21 protein-coding genes and 1 tRNA gene are annotated in these 24,943 nt (G+C 43.6%); 17 read left to right on the plus strand and 5 right to left on the minus strand.

Annotated elements, in window-relative coordinates; all coding sequences use genetic code 11:
• Positions 1-142: 142 nt before the first annotated feature.
• From ACMA1I_RS19205 to ACMA1I_RS19245, 9 genes are all read left to right on the plus strand, one after another.
• Positions 143-568, plus strand: coding sequence for a hypothetical protein (locus ACMA1I_RS19205; protein ID WP_414703944.1), 426 nt, complete (start codon positions 143-145; stop codon positions 566-568).
• A 109-nt stretch (positions 569-677) separates the two neighbouring features.
• Positions 678-1,166 (plus strand): hypothetical protein, encoded by a 489-nt coding sequence (locus ACMA1I_RS19210; protein ID WP_337070085.1) that lies wholly within the window; start codon positions 678-680, stop codon positions 1,164-1,166.
• Positions 1,167-1,256: 90 nt separating this feature from the next.
• Positions 1,257-1,943 carry a hypothetical protein gene (locus tag ACMA1I_RS19215; RefSeq protein WP_337070087.1) on the plus strand — a complete coding sequence of 229 codons (687 nt, stop codon included), beginning with the start codon at positions 1,257-1,259 and terminating at the stop codon, positions 1,941-1,943.
• Between the two features lie 96 nt (positions 1,944-2,039).
• Entirely contained in the window at positions 2,040-2,513 is a 474-nt protein-coding gene (locus ACMA1I_RS19220; protein WP_337070088.1) for a hypothetical protein, read from the plus strand.
• A gap of 72 nt (positions 2,514-2,585) precedes the next feature.
• Complete coding sequence (locus ACMA1I_RS19225) at positions 2,586-3,215, plus strand: hypothetical protein (protein ID WP_337070089.1); 630 nt, start codon at positions 2,586-2,588, stop codon at positions 3,213-3,215.
• Between the two features lie 90 nt (positions 3,216-3,305).
• A complete protein-coding gene (locus ACMA1I_RS19230) occupies positions 3,306-3,764 on the plus strand; it encodes a macro domain-containing protein (RefSeq protein WP_337070091.1) in 459 nt (152 codons plus the stop codon).
• A 95-nt stretch (positions 3,765-3,859) separates the two neighbouring features.
• Positions 3,860-4,498, plus strand: coding sequence for a hypothetical protein (locus tag ACMA1I_RS19235; RefSeq protein WP_337070093.1), 639 nt, complete (start codon positions 3,860-3,862; stop codon positions 4,496-4,498).
• Between the two features lie 79 nt (positions 4,499-4,577).
• On the plus strand, positions 4,578-4,979 hold the full coding sequence (locus ACMA1I_RS19240; protein ID WP_337070095.1) for a hypothetical protein: 402 nt from the start codon (positions 4,578-4,580) through the stop codon (positions 4,977-4,979).
• 98 nt (positions 4,980-5,077) lie between these two features.
• Positions 5,078-5,680, plus strand: coding sequence for a hypothetical protein (locus ACMA1I_RS19245; protein WP_337070097.1), 603 nt, complete (start codon positions 5,078-5,080; stop codon positions 5,678-5,680).
• Positions 5,681-6,098: 418 nt separating this feature from the next.
• On the opposite strand, the gene ACMA1I_RS19250 is transcribed toward ACMA1I_RS19245, so the two are convergent.
• Positions 6,099-6,404, minus strand: a complete 306-nt coding sequence (locus ACMA1I_RS19250; RefSeq protein WP_414703945.1) for an integrase core domain-containing protein — start codon at positions 6,402-6,404, stop codon at positions 6,099-6,101.
• A 488-nt stretch (positions 6,405-6,892) separates the two neighbouring features.
• Between ACMA1I_RS19250 and ACMA1I_RS19255 the strand changes: the two genes are divergently transcribed.
• The 5 genes from ACMA1I_RS19255 to ACMA1I_RS19275 all read left to right on the plus strand — a co-directional run bounded on the left by ACMA1I_RS19255 (position 6,893) and on the right by ACMA1I_RS19275 (position 13,719).
• Positions 6,893-7,651, plus strand: a complete 759-nt coding sequence (locus ACMA1I_RS19255; protein ID WP_337070099.1) for a hypothetical protein — start codon at positions 6,893-6,895, stop codon at positions 7,649-7,651.
• 317 nt (positions 7,652-7,968) lie between these two features.
• Positions 7,969-10,146: a VapE domain-containing protein gene (locus tag ACMA1I_RS19260; protein ID WP_337070101.1), complete on the plus strand. Its 2,178-nt coding sequence runs from the start codon at positions 7,969-7,971 to the stop codon at positions 10,144-10,146.
• Positions 10,147-10,442: 296 nt separating this feature from the next.
• A complete protein-coding gene (locus ACMA1I_RS19265) occupies positions 10,443-11,393 on the plus strand; it encodes a hypothetical protein (RefSeq protein WP_337070103.1) in 951 nt (316 codons plus the stop codon).
• A gap of 270 nt (positions 11,394-11,663) precedes the next feature.
• Positions 11,664-11,966: a hypothetical protein gene (locus ACMA1I_RS19270; protein WP_337070105.1), complete on the plus strand. Its 303-nt coding sequence runs from the start codon at positions 11,664-11,666 to the stop codon at positions 11,964-11,966.
• Positions 11,967-12,060: 94 nt separating this feature from the next.
• Positions 12,061-13,719, plus strand: a complete 1,659-nt coding sequence (locus ACMA1I_RS19275; protein WP_414703946.1) for a recombinase family protein — start codon at positions 12,061-12,063, stop codon at positions 13,717-13,719.
• Here the strand turns inward: ACMA1I_RS19275 and ACMA1I_RS19280 are convergent.
• From ACMA1I_RS19280 to ACMA1I_RS19290, 3 genes are all read right to left on the minus strand, one after another.
• A tRNA-Glu gene (locus tag ACMA1I_RS19280) sits at positions 13,679-13,753 on the minus strand. The genes ACMA1I_RS19275 and ACMA1I_RS19280 overlap by 41 nt on opposite strands.
• A gap of 143 nt (positions 13,754-13,896) precedes the next feature.
• The gene (locus ACMA1I_RS19285) at positions 13,897-16,299 is read right to left on the minus strand and encodes an ABC transporter permease (protein WP_337070111.1); all 2,403 of its coding nucleotides are present in this window, start codon (positions 16,297-16,299) and stop codon (positions 13,897-13,899) included.
• A 25-nt stretch (positions 16,300-16,324) separates the two neighbouring features.
• Positions 16,325-17,029 (minus strand): ABC transporter ATP-binding protein, encoded by a 705-nt coding sequence (locus ACMA1I_RS19290; protein WP_337070113.1) that lies wholly within the window; start codon positions 17,027-17,029, stop codon positions 16,325-16,327.
• 470 nt (positions 17,030-17,499) lie between these two features.
• On the opposite strand from ACMA1I_RS19290, the gene ACMA1I_RS19295 reads away from it, so the two are divergent.
• The 3 genes from ACMA1I_RS19295 to ACMA1I_RS19305 all read left to right on the plus strand — a co-directional run bounded on the left by ACMA1I_RS19295 (position 17,500) and on the right by ACMA1I_RS19305 (position 20,451).
• Entirely contained in the window at positions 17,500-18,900 is a 1,401-nt protein-coding gene (locus tag ACMA1I_RS19295; RefSeq protein ID WP_337070114.1) for a sigma-54 dependent transcriptional regulator, read from the plus strand.
• Positions 18,890-20,251 carry a sensor histidine kinase gene (locus tag ACMA1I_RS19300; RefSeq protein ID WP_337070115.1) on the plus strand — a complete coding sequence of 454 codons (1,362 nt, stop codon included), beginning with the start codon at positions 18,890-18,892 and terminating at the stop codon, positions 20,249-20,251. Before ACMA1I_RS19295 ends, ACMA1I_RS19300 begins: the two co-directional genes overlap by 11 nt.
• A 71-nt stretch (positions 20,252-20,322) precedes the next feature.
• Entirely contained in the window at positions 20,323-20,451 is a 129-nt protein-coding gene (locus ACMA1I_RS19305) for a hypothetical protein (RefSeq protein ID WP_337070116.1), read from the plus strand.
• A 639-nt stretch (positions 20,452-21,090) separates the two neighbouring features.
• Here ACMA1I_RS19305 and ACMA1I_RS19310 read toward each other — a convergent pair.
• A complete protein-coding gene (locus ACMA1I_RS19310; protein WP_337070117.1) occupies positions 21,091-24,249 on the minus strand; it encodes a TonB-dependent receptor in 3,159 nt (1,052 codons plus the stop codon).
• Positions 24,250-24,943: the final 694 nt, after the last annotated feature.

The following is a 24,943-nucleotide window of genomic DNA, read 5'->3' on the forward strand; positions in this document are numbered from 1 at the left end:
TTAACTTCATTGAATCAGAAAATTATATTCAATTAAGCAAAGCATTAAAATAATATATCTCCGCACAACCAAGTTCAGCCTTTATGGTTGGCTCCGCCTCGCCCATCGGCTGCACGAGTACCGTTGTGCTTAACTTAAATTGATGAAAATGCTGATTTACATTTCAATAATGATTCTCTCTGTTTCTTCCTGCTCATCTGTGGGGAATGAAAAGAATCCTTCTGAATATTCAGCCATTCATCAAAGCCAGCAAGAGCTAAATTATCCATGGGATAAGGATGTAACACAAGCGGCAGTTGAAGCTATCCATCGTTCAGTTAGGAACATGAAGAAGCCCAAGAAAGAAAGAGAAAAGAATTTCCCAGCAGACCTATATAGCTTCCCGTTTAATCAGACAGAAATAAAGGAATATGAAATAGTTGGCTACAGTAATTCCTCTGTAGAGCCAGAAATTTATCAAATTGAGTTTCGTCCTGCTGGGGAAACTCGTTTCGGACCAAGGATTACAGTCGAAATGAATGTAAAGACTAAAGAAGCTTTAAGGGTGTACATGCAGGCGGACGCTTAAAAAAGCAAAGCTTAGCACAACAAGGTTTATACCCTATGCTTCGGCTGATGGCCTCGCACAAGGTATACACGAGACGTTGGCAAACAATTAAATCATTAAAAAATTAACTATGAAAATTAAATTCTTCATCACCTGTTCGTTCATTTTCACTGCCTGTACCCTTGTTTACTCCCAAAAAGTATTGGAAGTAAACATGAATAACAAAGACTGCATCCATGTGATTGATGGATTGATTTCATCTCCCAATGAGAGTACCCCCGACAAGCTTGCTCATTTTGAAAAGGCGGTAAGCCAAGAAAAGTTAGAAAAGCTTGGTTTCAGCAACAGCCAATGTGTGATGGTCAAATCGTCCGTTGACCTCAACATAGAGAACTATATCTACAGACAAGTACATGAGCAGGTACAGCAGATTGGAACCAAGTATAAGATTCCAATTGCAATAAATGGAAAGCTTACTGCTAACTATACAGACAGACGGAGCCAGCTAAGCAAGCTGAAAGCTGAACAAGTAATAAAGGTTAAGTTCTTAAATAAAGCAGAAGCACAGGCAAAGTACGGTGATAATGTCGTCTTTGGATTAATAGAAATTACTGTATAAGAAATTCGCTTGCCAACAAAACCTAAACGCCAGCCTTCGGCCGACGGCCTCGCCGTCGTTTAGCAGAGCCGTTAGGTGCAAATTATAAAAATGAAATTCATAAAAGCTGTTTTAATCATATTATTCCTTCAATTCATTTGGAGCAACGCTAAAGCATGTTCGTGCGAATACTATAAGGACATGAGCTTTCGGCAGTACAATTGGTATGAATTAGTTTTTAAGGGAGAAGTGGTTTCAATAACTGAAAATAAAGAAGCTTGGGAAAAGAAAGTCAGATTCAAAATCAAAAAGTTTTATAAAGGGAATATAGAGGCTGACACAATAACAGTTACAACGGGGCTAGACGGAGCATCGTGTGGATTGAATTTCAAAGTCGGTCAAGCTTGGATTATATTTTCATCATTCAACAAAGGAAAATATTATACGGGACTTTGCTCACGAAGCAAATTACTAAATGCCAATCCAGCGAACCGCTTGGAAGTTATTGCAGACAAGAAATTTTTAAAAAAGTATAGCTCATATTCTGGGGAAGTAGTGAATGAAGAAGTTAAGGGTGAGTTGCGTAATGGAAAACCAATTGGCATTTGGACTTACTTCAAGAAAGGGAAAGCTAGGGAAATAAACAGGTACTCTGACAATGGATTGCTTCACGGTCATTCCGAAGTATATTATGATAACGGGACTTTACACTATAGGACAGAATATGAGAATGGGGAGTATGTCCGTTCAACCTACTACAAGAAAGACGGTACTATAGATACTGTTTATGAAAAGTAAAAAATCAGCACCTAACATTGTGTAAAAATCATGCCACGGCCGACGGCCTAGCACGTTTTTTACACGAGTCCGTTATGCAGTATTAGAATTTATGAAATGGTAAAAACAGGTATACCAGCTAATGCATATTCTTTGATTCTCAAAGTAGTTGTTCTAACTCTACTATTTGAATACTTCTTAGAAAATACTCTATTAGCGATTGGTTTGGGTATCCTTTCAGGGCTTATACTGCATGTGTGGGTTAGCTACTACGACAGCGTGGTACATCTGGAAAACGGAGTAGCTAAGTTCTACTTTCTAAGACCATTCCTTTTTAAAGAAGAACATGACTTGAATCATGTGGACAAAGTAGAAGTCATCAGAGAAGACAAGGACAAAACCCAAAAAGAAATCTGGTGGCAGGCTGATATGCTTTTCCAGTTCAGCTACGATAAGATGATTCTTCACAAAGGAAGAACAGTTCACGAAATTAAGTTCAGAACAAACGAAAACGACTTACCTAAACTGGAAGCAGCAATAAGGGAAATATCTGAAAGAAAAGAAGGTGTAACTAAGAATAAAACTGCATAACAAGGTGCATAATTTAGGTTCGGCTACGCCTCCCCACATTATAGCACGAGCACGTTGTGCAACAATTGAAAGATGAAAAAGCTGCTATTTATATTGTTGTTAACTTTTCTTTCTGGATCTGTTAAATCACAGAGTTATCAGACAAAGGAAGTAATTGGAAAAGCTGAATCATATTTGAAATTGGCTGTAGGTGATGAGCTATTTAAATACTTTGAGCTTGATCCAAATTCTGATTACGAGTACAAAACCAGATTAGGAAGAAAGAATTGGAGAAGTATAAACAGGGGCAGCAAAACAAAAGGTGACTTTGTGAACGGGAAAAATATAAGGTTTATTTTAAAACATCCTGAATTTCCACATCCTACTACTGTTACTGTTCCTCTAACATCTGATTTAAGTTTAGAATCTAAAATTAACTTGGAGAGAATCCCTGATTTTCTGATGGAAGGCAGAGAATCTGATTGGTTAGGTGTTGAACAAATTGATAGTATTATAAACAAGCAGAATTTAAAGGTAGCAAAAGAGAAGCCGAGGAGGTATTTAGAGTATGATGTTAAAGAAAAGAAGTACTATTGGGCAGTAGTAAATACGCTCAAAGAAGAGAAGTGCTCTTCTGATGTAGAGATCCTTAATATAAATCCAAAATCTGGAGAAATTTTAAAACATACTGAAGAAACGCTCTTTGTATTGCACTGTTATTGAAGAAAATCGATGCACAACAAAGTTCAGCCCTTATGCTTGGCTACGCCTCGCCCATCGGCTGCACGAGTAACGTTACCCTTAATAGAATTCATGAAAACAGTTAAAGGAGACTTAGTAAAGAAAGCTTTGAGAAATGAATTTGACCTTATCATTCATGGCTGTAATTGCTTTTGCACTATGGGAGCAGGGATAGCTAAAACTATAAAGCAAGAGTTTCCTGAAGCGTATAAGGCTGATTTAGCAACAGTCAAAGGCGACAAGTCAAAGCTTGGCTCCATCAGGAGCGCAGAAGTAACTGTGAACGGTAAAAAACTGAAAATTGTAAATGCCTACACGCAGTATGACTGGAGAGGTAAAGGGGTAAAGGCAGATTATGAAGCTATACGTTCAGCATTCAGAAAAGTAAAAGAGACCTTCTCTGGATTAAGAATAGCATACCCTGCTATCGGAGCTGGTCTTGCAGGTGGCGACTGGAAGACAATCTCTAAAATAATTGATGAAGAGTTGGAAGGGGAAGAACATACCCTGGTAGTGTTTGAAAAAGAATAGAACTACTTCGGGTAACCCTGCACAGGCTCCATACTCGGCTACGCCTCGTTCACAGCCTGTACCACACCGTTACCTGCAAGTTAAAAGAATTAATAGTGTTAAAGTCAAAGATTAAAATTTCTACATTCATTATAGGTCTAATTGGAGGGGCTGGAGCTGCTATGTGCGGAATTTACATTGTATTAAATGGAAATTTAGCATCCCTTATTTTCGGACTTCCTTTTTTATTATTGGGAGCATATAGTGTTTATAGTGCTTTAAACTTTGATGTCTTGATTGTGACTCCTAATGAATTGATTATAAATTCTTTGTTTGGAAAACCAAAAAAAGTGATAACATTAAAAAAATTTAAGTCTTATTCTGCCATTGAAAAAGAAAATGCGACCCTTAAAAATAAGCTTTCACATATGGAATGGGAGGACTTAGTCTTGTTTGGTGATGACATAAGATTTAAAATATCATCATCGAGTTACATCAATTATTCTGAATTGAAATTAGCTTTGATAAAAGGACTAAAAAGAAATAAAGAATCAGAAAATAAATGGGAAGCAAAAAATAGTATGCAATGGGGCTATGGACTAGTGATTTTAGGACTCATACTGGGTCTTATTCTATTTAGAAATGGATTCTCTGAAGCTCATTTAGGAAGCTCAATTGGCTTAATTTTCATAACACTGATTCCAGTAGTTGCAGGGGTATACCTAATCAAGGAGTATAAGAAAACCAGCAGGTAACCCTGCACATAAGCTAAGCGGCTACGCCTTGCTAACCTCATGTACGAATACCGTTGGAAAGAATATTAAATTTATAGAAATGCTGGGAAATCTCTTTAAAAAGCAAAAGCCTGCAAAGCCTGAATTAAATTTCATTCAGAATTATAAAAATAAAGATCTATTTTTTATCCGGACAAATCCTTGGGGTTGGCTGAACAAAGAAGAAATTTATCTACCTAAAAATGTGGATGGAAAGCCAACAATGATAACATTTGACTTTTGGTCTCAAGAAATCTATCTGGATGCTACAGGTCAAATTACAGTTAGAGAACTGATAGAGATTGCTTGTAAGCAGTACAACGATTCAGGTATGGATATTCCAGAAGGCATTGATCAAATTTTAGTTGAGAGTCTTGAAAGCTTAGTTTATGAACTTAAAGTGGTTGAGTTCTCTGAAATAAAAAGACAGCTGCCAAAAGACATTGAAGAGCCAATAGCTTGAAACAAAGAAATAAAGTTTCCAACAAAGTATAGCAGTCATCCTTCGGCTTACGCCTCGCAATCTGCTATACCAGACCGTTGGAAAACATTAAAAGATAAATGGGAGCGGAAATTCATATAAGTTTAGAAAGCGACAAATATGATGATAAGGAATTAGCGCCATTTCTTGGACGTGATTTTTATTTTGAAATAACACGCGGTGCGATTTGGGAAGGCAGAGAGCCTTTCCTTAATGAATTAGAGGTTAAATTACTCAAAGCTCCATATTATGAAGAGTTTGAAGATGAATCTGTAAAGCTAGTAAATCCTGTTAAGCTGAGAATTGTACTTGAAAAAGTTAAAAGGTACTTAGATAACAATCGAGACTCTTTAGCTTTCGAAATTGATATTGATTTTGAAAGAATGAAAAAAGAAGGTTTAATTACCGATTTAATCATAAATGAAAGCAGATGTTGGATAAAAGGAGATTCTTTTTATTATAATGTGACTGATAAAGTTGAAATTGTCAATTACCCAATGGAACCAGCAGAAATTAGTATATGGATAAATTATTCAGAAGAGATTATAATTAATAACAAAAAATACTTTCTTGAAAAGACAACTCGCTTCGAGAAATTTGCAGCGATTATAGATAAGGTTATTGATTTCTGTAAAAATGCTGAGAAAAATAATGAAAGAGTCTATTGGTTATATAGCCATTAAAATATAACGTTTGCCAACACAATGTATACCAAACCCATGCTTCGCAGTAGGCTTGGTATACATGCGGTCCGTTAGGCATAACTTCACCTAAGCCATAGATTTATTAAATTGGAAAGTGTGTCTCTGTTCCTTTTATGGCCTTACTTATCCAGTTACTTTTTTGCTGCAGCAACTAAAATTAGGAAGGAAGCAGGAAAAATCTACTTATTTCAGATAATTCATTAGTAGGCTGGTTTTTAAAATATGGCTATTGTGGAACAAATCGGGGTTAGGAAGTGGCAATAACTGGCGCTGTGGCTACATGGGCATCCATAAAACAGCAATAGTTACTGCTTCCTCTATCAAATGCTACTGTTTAGTATTTAAGAACCTATTACAAATGACTACGGAGACCTTACGATCACCTACGGTAGCAAGCTTACGGTAGCTTACGGAGCAGCTTACAGTAGCTTAAGAAAAAGCATTTATAAACTGTTATTGTAAGTGGTCCATTTTTTGGACAGTTTAACTGAGGTGTTTTTCTTTGCTTACTACCACTTCTGCTTTTCAGTGGCCACTCACTTGGTGTCCGATTACCCAGCGCCTCATAAGACCACCTGGTGTTGTACTCCTGTATCCATTTCTGGGTTAGCTCCCTGCCCTTCCCCAGCTCAAGAAATAGGTAAGCGTCCAGTTTGTTCTTTCGATAACTCCCGTTGAAGCGCTCGATGTAGCCATTTTGCATCGGCTTGCCAGGCTACGTGTAGTGCAGCTTAATTTCTTTCTCTCCGCACCAATTAACAAAATTAGAAGAGTTTTATTGCCTTTTGTAAAGGTCATATCTCCAGATTGACCTTCCCCTGTATAAGAAAAGTAATTGTTTTCATCCCATCCATCCTCCTAGCCATGCGCTTCACCAGCTTTACCAGTAAATATACAAATGTAAGGATGGTTAGAACAATTGGCTATTCCTCCTTGTCTGTTGCCCCCAAATTGGTCATGCAGCGTGCTGCGCTTATAAATTTTACCTATCTCAAACATGGCTTTAAAAGTATAAAGAAAATACAGCTGTTATTGATTGAAAACATCAAAATTCATTCAAATGAACCAAATATTCAACCTTTCAATTCTCTTTCTCTAGATTGAAACTATTCATATAATTATAATACCACTAAGGCTGTATATCTTTGAAACTACATCTGCAGAATAACCTTTTAAGAATACAATTATAAAATGCATATTGAAAAATACCTGTCGCATACATTCCAGAAAAGCAGGGCAAGCAGTCCTTACCAATTAATATTAGACAAAGAAGAGAATGCTTATGCCGAAGATAATAACAGTATAAGAGAAGAATTGATCAGTAAATATGCTTCTTTTCTTGGAAGTACAGAATTTGATTTTGAAAAGAAGTATGCATTCCTCAGTTACCATGAAGCAGCTTTCAAGGGTCAGTCAGCCTTTTATCTAAACTTTATTAAGTGGACTTACAAAGAGCTGTGGCATGAGAACCTTGATCCAGTAACGCTTGAATGGTTTAGAAGAAAAATAAAACCTGTTGCAAAGGGCTGGCTTGAGTCTAAAAAAATTGACTTCAACATTGCAGGCGGCCTACAGAAGCTTGATGAGAGAATTACAGTTATGGATGCAAGAGGTAATCCTATCCCAGTGGCGTATATACAGTTTTGGTTTGAAGATGAGCTTCTTTTTGAGGATAAAAATAAAGATCAGAATATGGATCCCTATGACTTTGATTTGTTTATGCGATCTTGGTTTAGCGGAACAGGCGAAATGGCTGTTATCCCAGGAGACAAACTGCTAAAGACAATTGTAAGCGGTGAATATCTGAAAGATATGATAAAGCGTTTTTTTCAGAAGTATGGGAAACATACACACAACAAGGGTTTACGTGACAGAATGATTAATCTTATGCCAGTTACATTCGAAAAGCTGAAAAACAGTAGGTTAGATGTACTTCGTAAAACACTTTGATCTTGCCAGCAACAATAGATTATGGCAAAACGCATAAAAGTATATGGTAAATGATTTATTTCATATGGTAAAAAAATAAGGTGCTTTTTTATTACTTGTTTTGGCCATTGTTCAACATTTATAATATAAACAATGGAATATTTTTATCTTTTCCCAGTGTGGGGAATGCTTGAAGCAATTATTAAATGCATCATTAAGCTTCGACGCGCAGCAGCCCTGCAAAAACGACAAACTAGTAATGCGAAGGTGCGGATACTGCAGCCCAGTAGCGCTACAAGCACATCACATGTAGCACCCTCCTCAGAGTGTGCCACAACATGATCCCTACAGTTAGTTTATTTAAAAACTTTAACCAAGTACAGGAGAATCAGCCAATCGGACAGATTCTCCAAAGTATCAAAAGCGGTACTTACAAACAGCAGGTAGAACAGGTACGCCTATTCCTTCAAGAAGAAAGAATGCAGGAGTACGAGCGGGCAAAAAAGAACCTGCCTGCCTTCACACCCTGTGGAGAGTTCCTGGGCGGCCGCAAAATGGAGCACCTGCAGCACTACGCTAATTTGGTGGTGCTGGACCTGGACAAGCTCCATGTTGACGAACTATCTGCAGCAAAAGAGCGGGCAAGCAAGGAACCTTATACCTATGCCGCCTTCACCAGTCCGTCCGGTAACGGCTTGAAAATACTTGTGTGCGTATCCAGTGCAGTCCAAGAGCATAAGCAGGCATACAGTCAAGTAAAGGCGTACTATGCTAGTCTGCTGGGGCTAAAGATAGATGAGTCCGGCAGTGACGTGACACGCCTGTGCTTTGTTTCCTATGACAGCGATCTATATCTAAACGATTCTGCGCTTATTTTCCCTATTGAGCCTGTGTTGCCTATTGTTGCTCATGCAGGCAACATAGGGCAGCATACTACAAGCAACAACCAGAATCAAGGCATATTACTACATGATGCACAGGATTTATACAAGCAATGTGTACTGCTGACCGAGCGCAGGTACACCTTTACGGAGGGAAGCCGCAATAACTTTGTGCACCAGCTGGCTTGTAACCTCAACCGCTACGGCATGTCACAGGATGAGTCGCTCCAATTCGTGAGCACTGACTACAATTACAACGAGCAGGAAGTCACCGCTGCTGTAAAAAGTGCCTACAGTAACTTGGAGGAACATGCCTCGCTTGCCTTTCGGGCCTCTAGCAACAAAAAGCAACAGCCAGTATCAGCACCACACAGGCAACAAAAAGTAACAGTGTCTGAAGCTGCTGACAACAACCTTCTTCCCACTAGGGAAGAATCAGTCGGCGGCACCCAAATCGACAAGATAGAAGCGTTCCTGCTGGATCGCTATAGCTTCCGATTCAATAGCGTCACGAGCAGAACGGAGTACAGAACAAGTGAAAAGGCAAAGTGGAAAGCGCTGACCGACAGAGCCGAAAGTACGATGCTGCGCGAACTGAAAAAGGCCCAGGTGCGGGTAAGCCAGGCAGAGCTACGCTTTTTACTTTCATCTGACTTTTGTCCGCTTTACGATCCGTTTAAGGCCTACTTCAAAAGCCTGCCTCCCTGGGACACAGCGACTGATTACATCGCGCAACTGGCTGCCACCATCACCACCACTGATGCTGTGCAATGGCAGCTGTGCTTTAAGAAGTGGTTTGTGGCCATGACAGCCGGTGTGCTGAATGAGCAGGTAGTCAATCATACTGTTATTGTACTTAGCGGCGGGCAGGGGCTGGGCAAAACAACCTGGGTATTGAGCCTAGTACCTGCGGAGCTGAAAGAATACCTCTACTCGGGCGAGATTAACCCTAGCAACAAAGATACGCTGCAGCAACTCTCGGAAAACATGCTCATCAACCTTGATGAGCTGGAGAATCTCAACCGCAGTGAGATCGGAGCCCTGAAGGAGATGGTGACCAAGAGCGAGATAAAAGTACGCAAAGCCTATGGACACCACCACGAGAAGATGCCCCGCCGGGCAAGCTTTGGAGGCTCGGTGAACACAGCGCAGTTTCTCAACGACACCACCGGTAGCAGGCGCTTTCTTTGCTTTGAGGTAACAGACATTGACTACCAGCACCAGGCAAACCTGGAGATGGCCTATGCGCAGGCACTGCACCTTTACAAGGAAGGCTTCCGCTTCTGGTTCGACAAAGAAGAGATCAAGCTCATTACCTCCAGCAACGAGCGTTTTCAGGTACTCTGTGTAGAGGAAGAGCTCTTACTCACTTGGTTTGTGAAAGCCGAAGCAGGCCAAGCCTGCCTGTTCCTAACTACCTCGCAGCTAGTGGCCAAGTTGGCGGAGAAGGCAAAGATCAATGTCAGTGACGCCAGCGCCAATAAGCTGGGCAAGGCTCTGCGTAAGCATGGCTTTGAGCGGAAAAAGCGAGGTAGCAGCTACGGCTATCTGGTGCGGGAGCTGACTTATGACCAGGTAGATTCTAACAACAGTCAGCTACCTATCTATGCACCAGATGTAGTTCCTCCATTCTAACAATAACGAGCCACTAAAAGCGGGTAAGATGGGTAAGCAAAGTTCGGGTAAAAAAGAAAAAGAGCTTACCCAGCCCTAAAGCAGCAGGCAGGAATAGGAAAAAAGCCGCTGTAGCCTATCCCAGCGGCTTTTCCTGCCTACGCACTGCCGCCCATTCAGAGCGGGTAAGTTTTTTGTCAAAGTTTGCTTACCCATCTTACCCAACACTTTTGATCAACTGAAAAGAAAGGAAAACTAAAGAAAAATTGCCGTACGATCTTCTGAATATTTTATTACCTTTAGGTAACAAACAAAAAATGACACAAGAACCAGCCATAGAATTAGTAGAGACGACTCTACAAGCGACTCTTTTCACTTCCATTAGCCTGCAAAATCCAGAAGAGGCTGCAGCGTTACAGGAGCGCTTTCATAGCAGTATCTTCTCCGTGCGAGAGACGGGCATAGCACCCAAGCGCTTCCACGACTGGCACCGGGCGGGACTGCTGCCTTTCAGCATACCAGAAGGCAAGAAGAACCTGCTTTCTTTCCCGGACTTTATCTGGGTGCGCATGATTGACAGGCTGCGCTCGCTGGGCTGCCCGCTGGGCTACATCCGGCCGCTAAAGAAGTACCTGTTCAAGGAAATGGACGTCGCCAGCTTCTTATCCTCTGGCAACACGGAAGTGATTGCCATAATACGCCAGGTCGTAGAAGATTTGCAATTGCCCGAGGAGCAGCGGGAAGAAATACTCGATGAGCTGGAAGCAGAGCACCCTTTTGCGCACCTGTCTGGCACAGCAATGCCGCTCCTGGAAATGCTGTTACTCTACCAGTTGATGATTCCCGATGAGACAGGAGTCATTATTTTCCCAACAGGCACCTTTAAACTTTGGTCAGAAGCCTCGGGCGAGGAAAGACCAAACCAGACACATCTATACCTTTCTATGACGGAAGAAGTAGCTGCTTTCCGGATAAACAGTACGATCCACAAAAAGGTACAAGACCTGGATCTGCCAACTCCGCAAGAGTGGGAAGTGCTGCGTGCTATCCGCGACAAGAAAGCCAAGGAAGTGACGATCCTGTTTGTGGACAAAGGAGGTGAGCGGCACATGGACCTGGTAACCAAGCAGGAGGAGGAGCTCGATGTGGAAACAATGCGCCAGATAGTGGAAGTTCTCAAGCTCAGGGGCCATACGAATGTCAACTTAAAAACAAACAGAGGCGAAGTAGTGCTCTCTGAACGCAGTAAAAGAAGACGTCTGCAGTAAGGCAGTAGTTAACTAAAATAGAAACAGTCTGCTCTTAAGTTTATAGCTGTTTAAAAAGCCTTAACGGCAGAAGCAACAGAAGGCAACGTGAAGCAACAGTAAAAACGCCCTATGCTAGCCCCCAGACAACATAAAGCAACATGCTGCAGGAGGCAGAAAGCAGTTGGCAACAAAGCGCAACAACTAAAAAGGCACTGAAAGCCTCAGGCCAGGATACAAAAAAGGCAACTCCACTGGATAAGCCAGGCAGCTGCGGAACCTCATCATTCCGTGGAAACTAAATTAAAACAACAAACAAAAACACGTAGCAACAAGCAAAGCACTAATAAGCAACAAGTCCAGGGACTCATTCAACAGGTAAAAGATACTTCCGCATCAGCAGAGGAGCAACCGGAAGAAGGACTTTACAAGCTGGTAAAACAAGATGAGCAGCTGAATGCCTATCATGTGGCAAAACTTCTGGAGACGCCAGGATACAGCCGCCTAACAACAGCGGAAGCAGAAGATATAGTAGCGCAAATGCTTCAACTATCCTGCCTGCTGCACGAACTGGTAGCAGAAGAAGCAAAATAACAGCAAATAGTGTTGGCGCCCGCTATTGCTGCTTAAAACTTGGGCTTGGGACAAAAACAAAAAGCAACCACCGTAGCAGAGATAAAATAAGACGATGAAGCAACAGAAAGCAACACAAAGCAACAGGTTAGCAACACAAAGCAACAAGGATCTGAGCATCTTTGCTTCCTTGCAACATGGCAAGAAAAAGAATGGCCGTACCCGCGAAAGAGGCAAAAGAGCTGTTATCTATACCCGCGTTTCTACCAAGGAACAAGCCGAGACAAACCAAAGTCTTGAAACGCAGCTGGAGCGGTGCAGCATCTATGCCGAGCGCCACAGCTATGATGTGGTTGCTTCCTTTGGCGGTACTTATGAGAGTGCCAAGACAGATGAGCGGAAGGAGTTTAATAAGATGCTCGACTTTGTAAAGATGAGCAAGCAACGCATAGACTATATCATCGTCTACAGCCACGACCGCTTTTCCCGTTCCGGCTCGAATGCCATTTATATAGCTGACCAGCTTTCTCAGCTGGGAATCTCTATTGTTGCCGTCACACAGCCAGTAGACGCCATGACAGCTTCTGGTAAGCTGCAGCAGGGCATCCAGTTCCTTTTTTCGCAGTTCGACAACGACCAGCGCAGGGAAAAGTGTATGGCAGGCATGGAGGCTAAGGTGCGCAAAGGTTATCTTCCTGGAAAGGCACCGATGGGATATGACCAATACAAGCTGAACGGCGAGCAGGTGATCAAGCCAAACAAAACCGGTAAACTCATTCGCCTGGCTTTCCAGCTAAAGGCTGAACAGGGCTTGAGTAACACCGACATCATCAAAAGGCTAAAGGCGCAGGGGCTCACGCTCTACAACCAGACACTTACCAAAATATTCCGCAATCCTTTTTACTGTGGCCTTATTTCTCATGGACTGCTGGCAGAAGGAGAAGTGGTAGTGGGCAAGCATGAACCGCTTATATCCAGAGAAGTTTTCTTGCAGGTGAACGGCCTGCAGGCGCAGAATGCCCACGGCTACACCCAGGTAAAGGAAGATGCGCAACTGCCGCTGCGTCACCACATCCAGTGTGGGGCCTGCCATAAGCCACTCACGGGCTATGAGATGAAAAAGAAAGGCATCCACTACTACAAGTGCAACACCAAAGGCTGCTGCCTCAACCGCAATGCCGGAAAGATGCATGAGCTTTATCAGGATTTGCTAAAGCAGTACCAGATTGACCCCATCCTCTTGCCACAGGTACAGGAGATGATGAGCCAGGTGTTCAACAAGCTCAGCCAGGACCACGAGCAGGAAGAGAAGCGGCTAAAGCTGCAGCAAACGGAGCTAACAAAGAAGCTGGAAAGATTGGAGCGGCGATATGCTTATGAAGAAATTGAACGGGAGATATACCAAAAGTTCAGTACAGAACTGAAGGCAGCGTTGCAGGAACTGGCAGCTAACCTGGAAAAACTGTCAAGTCCTTTATCGAACCACAAAATGCTGCTGGGGAACGGGCTGAAAATGATGCTAAGCCTCTCATCTTCATGGACTAAGGGGGATGCAGCAAAGCGGAGGAGGCTGCAAGCGTTGGTGTTTCCGGAAGGGGTGCAATATGACCGTGAAAAAGAGGCTTATCGAACCACCCGCGTCAACTCTTTTTTCAGCCTTGCCAGCGAGATTTCGCAGAAAATGGGTCAAAAAGAAAGAGGGAAAAGTAGTTGCGAAACTAACTTTTCCCTCTTGGTAGTCCGTAGGGGAATCGAACCCCTGTTGCCAGAATGAAAATCTGAAGTCCTAACCCCTAGACGAACGGACCATTGTGTCGTATTGTGTTGCAAATATAGAGGGTCCATTTTAAATACCAAACACCTAACGCTAAAATTTTACAGATAAAATGGGGTGGCTTACGTAAGTGTCTCATTTTTAAAAAGAAAAAATTAAGATTTCTTAAAAATATACTCACTCCGCTTTTAACGATTGCACCGGATCGGCCATTGCTGCCTGAATGGCTTTGGAACTCATCGTAATTAGAGCTACCAGCAAAGTCGTGATACCTGCCACCAAAAAGGCGCCATAGTTGATTTCGATACGATAGGTGAAATCTTCCAGCCACTTGTGCATAAGATAATAGGCTATAGGAGCAGCTATTAGAAAAGCTAGCAAAACCAGCTTAACAAACTCTTTGGAAAACAGAAATGCAATATCGAATACAGATGCTCCTAACACTTTTCGTACGCCAATCTCTTTAGTACGCTGTGCCGACATAAACGAGATGAGGCCATACAAACCAAGGCAGCCAATCAGGATGGCTATAAAGGAAAACACTTTGAACAAGGCTTGCTGCCGGGTCTCCTCTTGGTAAAAGCGGGCAAAGGTCTCATCATAAAACTCGTAATTAAAAACATCGTCGGGGTAGGCTTTGCTCCACACTTTTTCCAGATGCCGGATAGCTACTTCGGGTTGGCTCATGTCTATTTTAGCGGCCATATTAAAATAAGAATCGCGATGACTTGTAATAATAGCAGGCTCAATAGTGGAATGTAATGAACTCTGATGAAAATCACGTACAACACCAACAATGGGCCCTTCTTTACCGCTGAGGCTCAGTTTGCTGCCAAGTGCCTCGTCTGGATCTTTAAAGTTAAGTTTGCGGCGCATGGTCTCATTAATAACGAATTCCCGGATTGTATCGCTTTTAACGAAATTGCGGCCGGCAACGAAAGAAATACCAAACAGCTCAAAATAATGTTCGTCGGCGTATTTGGTGTGCGACCGGAAAGGCATGTTTTCTGCAGACCCATTAAAACGAAATCCTGTTTCGGCAGTGATATACGATGCCGGAGGGGTTAGGGTAAAGCTTACACCTTTTATAAATGGTTTGTTAGTAAGTTCAGCTTTATAGGCCATCAGCTTATCGGCATTGCCCATCTGTAGACGCAGCAGCACGATAGCATCTTTATTAAAACCAAGCGGTTTATTGCGGAAGTAGTTCATCTGCTCACTGACTACAAGCGTGCAGATAATGAGCACCTGGCATATAGTGAACTGCAGCACTACCAGTGCCCTCCGTAGCGATAGACCTGCCACCTGCTGTGTGCCCATACGACTTTTTAGAGCGGCTATTGGTTGAAACTTAGCCAGAAGAAAGGCCGGGTACAAACCAGACACTAGCGTAACCAGAATAGTTAAAACGGCAAAGAAGAGCAGCAGAAGAGGATCTGAGAGAAAACTGAACGTTATTTGCAGCACCAGCAGCTGGTTCAGGAAAGGAAGCGAAAGCTCCGTAAGAACAATGGAGATTAGCGTAGCTGTGAGTGTGATAAGGAACGTTTCGCCCAGGAATTGCAACATGATCTGGCCAAAGCTGCACCCCAGGACTTTGCGCATTCCTACCTCTTTGGAGCGTTTAATGGCCTGTGCTGTAGCCAGATTTATAAAGTTAATGCAAGCCGCTACAATAAGTAAAATGCCAATAAGCCCCATGGCCCAGATTACCTCCATTGGCACTACCCGATCAGCGTAGTTAAACAGATCAGGATTGTGGTGCAGGTCACTCAGGGGTTGTAAGAAAAAGCTCTTGAGGTCGTTATGCTTCTCTGGTACATGCGGCACAATTACCTTATTTATTTTGGCCTCCATTGCCACCGGATCTGCGTTGGCAGGCAACATGACGTACAGGTTCTGATGGCTGACAACGGTGCCCCACTTTGTTATATCGTAGTGTGAAAAATCTTTTACAGTAATATAAGAAATAAACAGGCAAAAAGGGAAACTAGTATTTTTAGGTAAATCCGGAATAACTCCCACCACCTGCAGCGTGAGCTTGTTGTTGAGCCTTAGAATCTGGCCTACTGCTTCCTCGTTTGGGAAATACTTATCGGCAAGCGATTGGGTTAGCACCATGGTGTTGGGCTCCCGAAGCCGTTCCACAAAGCTGCCATTCCCGGTATCGAAGCTAAACATTCGGAAGAATTCAGGCTCTACAAAGCCTATGGGGCTAAGCTCCCGGTAATGCCTGGCCGGCAAATTCCCCTGCGCCGGCACCGAAATCTGACCGTCTTCTTCTCCAAAAACTTGTGTAATCAAACTAATGCCAGGGTTGTTCTGGCGTAGAATATCGGTAATAGGAACCGGCATAGAGGCTTGTACGCCTTCTGTGCCGTCTTCATTGGTGTGAATACCTATTCGATAAGTTTGTGTTCTGTTTTCATGGAAATTGTCGTAGCTCAGCTCAAACTTAACCACCAGGAAAATAAGGATGCTGCAGGTGATGCCTAAAGCCAGCCCCAGGATGTTGAGAAAAGTGTAGCTCTGGTTTCGGAGCAGGGAGCGCAAGGCAGTAAGGAAATAGGTCTTCAGCATGATCAGCGATGATTAAACTCCGGAATTACACAAGAGCCAGCGGACTGGTGTTGCGTTCGGTAACCACCTGCCCATCGAAAAGGTTGATTATCCGATGCGCATATTCTGCATCTGAAGAGGAGTGGGTAACCATCACAATAGTGGCACCTTGGGTATTCAGCTCAGAGAGCAGGAGCATAACTTCGCGACCATGCTGCGAATCAAGGTTACCAGTAGGCTCGTCGGCCAGAATTAGGCTGGGTTTGGCAACCACGGCGCGCGCAATGGCTACTCGTTGCTGCTGCCCCCCTGACAATTGTTGTGGGAAATGAGCGTGACGATGCGCGATACCAACACGCTGCATCGCTTCCTGCACCCTTATTTTGATTTCGGCTTTGGGTACACCCTGGTAAAATAAAGGCAACTCAATATTCTCCTGCACGGTCAGCTCATCTATTAGGTTAAAACTCTGGAAAATAAAACCCAGGTGCTGCCTGCGCAGGTTAGCTCGTTTGCGTTCTGGAGCCTTCGTCACATCTTCTCCTAAAAAGCAAAGCTTCCCGCCAGTGGGCATATCGAGCAGGCCGAGTATATTGAGTAACGTACTCTTCCCGCAGCCAGACGGCCCCATGATAGCCACAAAGTCTCCATGTGCAATCTGCATTTCCACACCGGTAAGTGCGGTGGTTTCTACGGTATCTGTCATGTATTTTTTTTCCAGCTGAGATGCTTGGATGACAATGTTTTTCATAGATTTATTTTGTACAACGGCGAATCATATATATCTGCTACCAAACTAAGCTACTATACCTATGCCAAGAGCTGTGCCAGTATGCAAAACTGCCAAAGCTCCTAATCACAGCCATTCTTAAAGCAATTAATTGTCCAGAGCTGAACACACATTGTCCGATAGTGAACAGTATAACAGTGGATTTTAATTGAAATATTTTTAAATTAGAGAAGAATTAGCCTGGCACAATATTTTCTGAAGGATGCGGCAATGATAAAGGCAGAAAAGACTAATCGGGCTGAGCCAGGAGAATATGAAAGAAGTAGAGAGGGAGTCGCGACATCAGAAGATTATATTCCCACATTAAATACTTTCTAACTGGGGTGAAGCCAAACAGAAGGGGCTGCAAATTACGCGGTCTTGTAAAGTGTCTTTCAGCATAAACAGGTAAAGGATACTAAACCTCACAATTTAATCTTTATTAAAGAGCCATGGAAGAAAAAAGCCTCGGGCGTATTCTGGTTATCGATGATAACGAAGACATTCTTTTCTCCTCGAAAATGCTGCTCCGAAAATTCGCCACTGAGGTGGTGATGGAGAAGAATCCTAAAAAAATTCCTTTTCTGGTGTCGAATCAAGAGTTTGATATTATCCTGCTGGACATGAACTTCAGCCATGATATTACAAGCGGACAGGAAGGCTATTATTGGCTCAAGGAGATATTGAAATACGACCCCTCGGCCGTGGTGATAATGATTACTGCTTTTGGCGATGTGGAGATGGCGGTGCGGGCTCTAAAAGAAGGTGCCACCGATTTTGTTTTGAAGCCCTGGCAGAACGAGAAACTTTTAGCCACCCTTACAGCCGCCTCTAAACTTCGGCATTCCTTGAAAGAGGTAAACCAGCTGAAGGAGGTAAACAAGACACTGGTAGCAGAGCTGAGTACAGCGGCACCTATTATAACCGGGCAGAGCGCTGCCATGCGCCAGCTGTTTACGCTAATAGATAAAGTGGCTAAGACCGATGCTGATATCCTGCTGCTTGGCGAAAACGGCACCGGAAAAGAAGTTATAGCCCGTACGATACACGAGCGCTCCTCCAGGGCCGACAAAATATTTGTAACCGTAGACATGGGCGCAATAACAGAAAGCCTTTTCGAAAGTGAACTCTTTGGCCATAAAAAGGGCGCTTTTACCGATGCCAAAGACGATCGTGTTGGCCGTATTGAGGCAGCAAACGGCGGAACACTTTTCCTAGACGAAATAGGAAATCTTTCGCCCTCACTGCAGGCGAAACTGCTTACTGTTTTGCAGCGTCGCGAAGTGATTAGGGTTGGGACCAACAAGCCTATACCAGTAAATGTGCGCCTGATCTGCGCCACAAACATGCCTCTGCGCGAGATGGTTCGCCGCCAGGAGTTCCGGCAGGACCTTTTATACCGCATTAACACTGTGGAGTTAAACCTGCCACCTCTTCGCGACCGAACCGATGATCTGCCTTTATTTGCAGACCATTTTCTGAACACCTACGCCCGGAAGTACCGGCAGCCGCACAAGGTGCTTTCGCAGGCGGCACTGCAAAAACTACAGCGCTACAGTTGGCCTGGCAACGTGCGGGAACTGCAACATGCTCTGGAGCGTGCTTCCATTCTTAGCGACAACCGCGAGTTACAACCCGAAGACTTCTTTTTTCTGCCCGAAGAAGGTCATCATAATACCCCCGAGACCGCTGTGGTCGAAGCGCCAGCCGAAATTCAAAGTCTCGACGACTTGGAGCGTGAGGCGGTGCAGCGGGCAATGCAAAAACACGACGGAAACATTTCGAAAGCAGCCAAAGAGCTAGGGTTATCGAGGGGCGCGCTGTACAGAAGGTTAGAAAAGTATGCTCTTTAAGAACTTTCGGCTGCAACTCTTATTGCGCCTGCTGCTGCTACTGGTATCGGTATATGTGTTGGCGACGATGGAATTTACACAGGCGTATCGCAGCACCTACATTGGTCTCGTTCTTTTTATTTTGCTGCAGGGGGTGCTGCTGATCCGGTTTCAGGAAAAAACCAATCGGCAGGTGCTTCGCTTCCTGAATGCCATCCAGTTCGATGATTTTTCGGAGCAGTTTAAGGCTGCCGGAGAAGGAAAAATTGAAGCCGAGCTTTCAGTAAAGTTAAACGAGGTGATGCGAAAATTCCGGGAGGTTCGGGCTGAGAAGGAAGCTAACCTGCAGTACTACGAGGCTATTGTGCAGCACATCGGCACAGGCATTATTACCTATCAGCCAAATGGCACTATTCTGCTGATGAACAATGCGGCCAAAAAATTGCTGCAGGCCAACCAGGCACGCCAGGTGCAGGACCTGCAGGTAGAGCCTGTAAGTAAGGAGCAAACTACTGGCTTCCTGGATCTGGCACACGGCGACAAGGTTTTGTTGCAGGTGCGGCAGGAGGGGGAGCTAGTGCATTTGTCGGTTCATGTGATGGAGCTCTCTATGTTGGGCAACACCATCCGGCTGGCATCGGTGCAGAACATACAGCCGGAACTGGAGGAAAAGGAGATGGAGGCCTGGTATAATCTGATAAAGGTGCTCACTCACGAAATTATGAACTCTGTAACGCCTATCTCCTCATTAGCGGCGAGTGCAGGCGAAGAGGTGAACAGCTATACCGATACGGCTGCCACAGAAATTACCCTGCTCAAAGAGGAGCTTATAGAAATTGGGATGTGCCTGCAAACGATCAGCAGGCGCAGCGAAGGCCTTATTCATTTTGTAAGCGACTTCCGGAACTTAACAGCGGTAAAGCAACCGCAGCTACAGCTATTTAATGTAGGGGATTTGCTAAAAGAACTGAAAATTCTGCTGCGCGAGCAATTGGCAAACCAGCAAATACACTTTGACCTGGAGGTGGGGTCTCAGAACCTTCTTCTCACAGCCGACCGCACAATGGTGGAGCAAGTGCTCATAAACCTGGTAAAAAATGCCATGGAAGCCACGCACGAGCAAGCCGAGAAGCTGGTAAGCGTAAAAGCGTATGTAGACGAGCGCAGCCGCATTAGCATAGAAGTAGCTGACAATGGCACCGGCATGACAAATGAAGCGATGTCCAAGATCTTTATTCCGTTTTACACCACTAAAAAAAGCGGCTCCGGCATTGGCCTTAGCTTATCAAGGCAAATCATGCGCCTGCACAAAGGCACTATTTCAGCTCAATCGACACTAGGCAAGGGCACTACCTTTATACTACGTTTTTAAGTTAGTTAGTTTAATTATAAAACTGTGGAAGAGAGGCACCTGTTGCAACGGGTTCGCTGTACCTATGTTCCATGAAGGCCAAAGTTTACAGCCGGGCTTGCCGGGTGCTGTATGAGCGGATGGTGGCGGCCGGAAAAGCAGAGAGAGTAGCCTTGGTGGCCGTGATGAATAAGCTGATAAACAAGTATGTGGTATGGTAAGGTCTAGAGCGGTTTAAGCTCTAAAGTGTTGAATCTGGCACCTAAAAAAGCTTCGATGTTGTTGGTTATAAAATAGGTGGCTGTTTTACTGCCCATGCAAGCTAAACGTTACAGGAGCTGGTAGTAGCTGAGAGCCTCCTAGCAAGAGAATTTCAGGCGCTAAGGTGGCAGGAAGAGGGTTTATGATCTCACCTACATCAGTACCACGAAAGGCTGGCTGTTTTCAGGTACATCGGTAGCTCCCACAACAGGAAAAGGATAAGCTCTTGGCAATCTAACTCCTAGTCAGCATAAAAATCTATTCTACAAAAAGTAGTAGCTGCCTGATAAAAGTCTGCAGTAAAACATTTCAAATCCAAATGCAAGCTGTCTATTTTAACGGTGATTAAAAAAGGCCTTATGACAATTAAATAGTAGTGTTTAGTAAGTCCAATGCCAGGTGGAACATAAAAGAATATATTTCAAAAAATCCTGTTGTTTTTCATCATGCTAAAAAGGTTGAATTTTCTTTTTCAACATATTTGAATCAACAACTTCATGAAGGTTCTGTATGATGTGCGTATCGTTTTTAATTACAGCTGGAAATAAAAACAGAAGAGCCGCTGTATAGCGGCTCTTCTGTTTTTATAAAATAATATTTTAGAAAGAATAACGGGCTCCTATCTGTATCTGGTAAGGATTACCATTTAGGCCGGATACACCAGCCGATCTGTTTACGTTGTATTTGAATTGTTCAGTGGTAGGGTCAAAACCTGTAATGGTATACAGGTTTTGCTTATTAAGATTGTGTCCGACACCCCACTTCCTGTTCAGTAGATTTCCCACGTTGAAAACATCAACTGAAAATTCCATGCCATGATCGCCGCTTATTTTGAAACGCTTGGCAAGCCTTACGTCAAATGCTCCGTAAAATTCATTGATACCGCCGTTGCGTTCTGCCATTTGACCCATATTACGACGAATATAATCTTTAACGCTTTGCTCAGCATTCGGATTGTCAAGGATGGCCTGAATTCCTGTGCGCAGATATTCCGGCACTTCAGGATTATTAACATCGTAGATGTAGGCCAGGTCATTTGAAGAAACAAAATCTCCGTTCATGTTGCCGTTTACAGCCATTGAATAGCGTGTTCCACCAATACCTGAATAGCGCAGACTGAACGTGGTGCCCCAAACGCTTGGTGCCGTACCATAGATTACCACCTTGTTGCGGAAATGGTTATCGGCATAATTCATCCGACTTAAGTCTCTGGGGTCGTCATTTACCATCAAAGCTAAAGTAGCTGTGTTGGCTACGTTTCCATTGTAAGAGGTATTGTCTCTAGAGTCGTTCCAGGTATACGAAGCCGTAATCTGTCCGTCTCTGAAATATCGGTAGGTTCCATCTATCACTAAGGCGTACTGGTTTTTCTTTCCTTCACTGTTCAACTCCAGCACACGCCCTACCTGGGTGGTTTGGCGGCTGTTCAGCCAGTTAGTAGCCCCGTTCTCGGTATCTATGGTCGAAGCTGGGACATAAACGCCACGATTTCCTTCTGCTTCAATCCTGAAATATGGCTCTTCCACCATATTGCGGTCAACATACATGTAGTTGTTACGAGCCCAGGATGCAAATCCACTTATACCTACCCGCAAGTTGTCGTTGAAAAAGTGGTTGAGGGAAAAGTTTGTTTTATAAATAACCGGTACCTTAGTATCTTTGCTATTGGTGTTAATAGTCAATAATCTTTCAACGCCGGAAATGTTAAACAACTCGGCACCTGGTGCGGTGGCTGGGTTTTCGCGGTACCCAGGAAAGTTTGGCGCTGGTACTAAGGGGCCCCGAATTTCAACGGAAGCCACCCTGGTACCGTCAAACAACATGTTGTTGATCATGGAGTAAGGGTTTAGAGCCGAACCAAAAACACCAGCTCCGAAACGGATGATGTTTTTGCGCTCCTCATTCACGTCCCAGGTAAACTGTACGCGGGGCTGCAACTGGGTAGTTTTGATTACATTATCAGTACGTATACCAAGTTCATCATAAACCACTTGGCTGAAATTAGCTTTATTCAGGTAACGGGTGTCGTCCAGTCGCAAACCGGCTGTCACATCCAAACCATGCGCCAGTTTGGTTTCCATTTGAGCGTATGCTCCTGAACTCAAAGAATTTACCACGTTGCTAGGATCCTCCAGCAGGTTGATTTCTCTGGCATAACGGTATGGTGTCTGGTTGTTGAAGTTTTCAAGACCGGTGAAGTAAAAACGGCCATTCATTTCACTTCCGTAAAGAGAATGCATCCGGTTGTACATCAGATCGAAGCCAAAAGTAAAATGGAAATTACCAGTACTATAATATAAATTGTCTACCAACTGTAATACGTCGCCTTTAAACCATTCCGGAGAAAAACGTTGGCCACCAATCTGAATGGAGTTATAGTAAGTATTTGGGCCTGCAATAGATTCTACGTTTTCAACAATCGCACGCGGGATACCGGCAGCAGGAAGTTCCGGGCTTGGAATTACGGCTTCATATTGGTGGAAATGCTGTACTTTCAGTTCATTCGTTATTCTAGGGTTCAGGCTGGTTCGCAGTGACAGCATTAAACTGTTGTCAAACTTCTTCCGGTCGATGTACGATTCCAGGGCATTAATACCGGAGTTGTCGCCTTCCGATAACATATCATTTTCGCGAACCAAGTTGTTTCGCACAGTCAGCAGATTCTTGGAGTTCAACTGCCAATCGATTTTTGCAAAAAAGGCGTCTGTTCCTTTCTGTTTCCCGAATTGACCAAACTGCGGATTGTTAGAAACACCGTATTTTGACCGGGCAATATCCAGAAATCTATCCAATGTTTCTTGCGTTACACGGTTAGCAGCTTCATCTGCGGGCGATTGAATATTGCCAATATAAACCGGTCGAGAGTCGGCCTGATGGTCCCATGCAACAAAGAAATGCGCTTTATCTTTTATGATAGGTCCACCCAATGAAAATCCATATTGGTTAGTGGAGAAATCTTGTAGTCTTTTATTTCCTCTTAAATCGTAAGGGCTCGACAGCCAATCGGTACGTGTGAAGTTGAATGCGCTTCCTGACAGTTTGTTTGTACCAGATTTGGTTACTGTGCTAATGGTACCGCCCCCACTGCGACCCATCGTCACATCATATTCATTGGTTGCCACCTTAAACTCCCGAATCGCTTCCATGGAAATAGAGTAAGCACTCGAAGTACCACCACCTGCAATTGTACCGCGCGACGTCATGCCGTCAACAGTAAAATTAGTTGATGAGGCCAGTTGGCCGCTCAAACTCGTTCCATTGCTTAAGGGCGAAAGATCTATTAATGAGGTGAAATTCCGGCCGTTAACAGGTAATTTGGCAATATCTCTGGCGGTAACAGGAGTAGAAGCACCTAAGTTTGGTACGGTATTTTTTAAAGCATTTCCTGAAACCTCAACCATCTGCAGATCAGTAGAGCTACTTTCTAGTTGAAAATTTAGCCGCAGTTGGTCCCCTAGGTTGAGGGCATAACCGGATTTCTTTTGTTCACCAAAACCTATATAAGATACGGTAATGGAATAAGGCGAGCCTAAAGGCAGCTGTTTAATAATGTAGTCCCCGTTTACGTCGGTTACAGTACCGGCTTGAAACCCGGTAGATTCATTTCTGACCAAAACCCTAGCACCAATAATAGGTCCCGCTTTTACTTCGGTAACTCTCCCAATGATTGTTGCTTCATTACCTTGTCCGTAAGAAGGTAAGTAGGAAGAAATTAGTATTGCAAGCAACACCATACATCCAGTAAATAATTTTTTCATTTCCTGATAGTTAAGTAAGAGATAGTTTTGATAAAATAAGGTTGAATTTTTCCTTTAACACCCTTGAAATTCCGGTGCAGAGGTTTTGGTAAAGTAGGGTTTGATTGACTTTTGGCCCGAATGTTTAAACACCATCAAATAGTACTTCCTTGGAGTGTATCATTGAGCACTATTCAAAATAAGATCAGCGATGTTTTTTATAAATTGAACCTGATTTTGATGCTTGCAAAAGTAGGTCGGCTATATTAAGGCTGTATCAACCACTAATTAACTTACTATTATTTAACAGCCGGTTTCTGGTCAGTTTCACTATGCTTTGGTGCCTGTATGGCATCGTGTACCAACAGGGGTGAATGCGACTGGAATGGATGAACTATTTTCTTTCGCAGGTTTAAGGTTACACCATTTGGGGTGATACTTTATAGTGGATATTGATCCAGGTTTATACTACCTCATTCCGTCATAGAATTCGTCTTGGGAATTCTCGTGGCAAGAGAGTTCCGGGCGCTAAGACCGGCAAAGAAGTGAGGCTGAGATCTCACCTGTATCAGGACCAGGGAAGGCTAGCTTGAAGTGGACTTGGCCTACAGAAAAGTGGTAGGGTGGGCACTGGGTGAGACGATGAAGGCGGAGGCAGCCGCAGGGGCTGTTCTCCAGGTGGCCACCAGAAACAGGCCTGTATTTTATACCTATT

The sequence above is a fragment of the Pontibacter sp. 13R65 genome, from assembly GCF_047525655.1.
In the GTDB taxonomy this organism is placed as follows: Bacteria; Bacteroidota; Bacteroidia; order Cytophagales; family Hymenobacteraceae; genus Pontibacter.

Bases quoted from the DNA above. Each gene is read 5' to 3' on its own strand.
- ACMA1I_RS19265 (WP_337070103.1), top strand. From the start codon at position 10,443: ATGACACAAGAACCAGCCATAGAATTAGTAGAGACGACTCTACAAGCG.
- ACMA1I_RS19290 (WP_337070113.1), bottom strand. From the start codon at position 17,029: ATGAAAAACATTGTCATCCAAGCATCTCAGCTGGAAAAAAAATACATG.
- ACMA1I_RS19250 (WP_414703945.1), bottom strand. From the start codon at position 6,404: ATGCAAAATGGCTACATCGAGCGCTTCAACGGGAGTTATCGAAAGAAC.
- ACMA1I_RS19305 (WP_337070116.1), top strand. From the start codon at position 20,323: ATGAAGGCCAAAGTTTACAGCCGGGCTTGCCGGGTGCTGTATGAGCGG.
- ACMA1I_RS19275 (WP_414703946.1), top strand. From the start codon at position 12,061: ATGAAGCAACAGAAAGCAACACAAAGCAACAGGTTAGCAACACAAAGC.
- ACMA1I_RS19295 (WP_337070114.1), top strand. From the start codon at position 17,500: ATGGAAGAAAAAAGCCTCGGGCGTATTCTGGTTATCGATGATAACGAA.
- ACMA1I_RS19300 (WP_337070115.1), top strand. From the start codon at position 18,890: ATGCTCTTTAAGAACTTTCGGCTGCAACTCTTATTGCGCCTGCTGCTG.
- ACMA1I_RS19225 (WP_337070089.1), top strand. From the start codon at position 2,586: ATGAAAAAGCTGCTATTTATATTGTTGTTAACTTTTCTTTCTGGATCT.
- ACMA1I_RS19285 (WP_337070111.1), bottom strand. From the start codon at position 16,299: ATGCTGAAGACCTATTTCCTTACTGCCTTGCGCTCCCTGCTCCGAAAC.
- ACMA1I_RS19215 (WP_337070087.1), top strand. From the start codon at position 1,257: ATGAAATTCATAAAAGCTGTTTTAATCATATTATTCCTTCAATTCATT.
- ACMA1I_RS19220 (WP_337070088.1), top strand. From the start codon at position 2,040: ATGGTAAAAACAGGTATACCAGCTAATGCATATTCTTTGATTCTCAAA.
- ACMA1I_RS19230 (WP_337070091.1), top strand. From the start codon at position 3,306: ATGAAAACAGTTAAAGGAGACTTAGTAAAGAAAGCTTTGAGAAATGAA.
- ACMA1I_RS19310 (WP_337070117.1), bottom strand. From the start codon at position 24,249: ATGAAAAAATTATTTACTGGATGTATGGTGTTGCTTGCAATACTAATT.
- ACMA1I_RS19260 (WP_337070101.1), top strand. From the start codon at position 7,969: ATGATCCCTACAGTTAGTTTATTTAAAAACTTTAACCAAGTACAGGAG.
- ACMA1I_RS19245 (WP_337070097.1), top strand. From the start codon at position 5,078: ATGGGAGCGGAAATTCATATAAGTTTAGAAAGCGACAAATATGATGAT.
- ACMA1I_RS19205 (WP_414703944.1), top strand. From the start codon at position 143: ATGAAAATGCTGATTTACATTTCAATAATGATTCTCTCTGTTTCTTCC.
- ACMA1I_RS19240 (WP_337070095.1), top strand. From the start codon at position 4,578: ATGCTGGGAAATCTCTTTAAAAAGCAAAAGCCTGCAAAGCCTGAATTA.
- ACMA1I_RS19210 (WP_337070085.1), top strand. From the start codon at position 678: ATGAAAATTAAATTCTTCATCACCTGTTCGTTCATTTTCACTGCCTGT.
- ACMA1I_RS19255 (WP_337070099.1), top strand. From the start codon at position 6,893: ATGCATATTGAAAAATACCTGTCGCATACATTCCAGAAAAGCAGGGCA.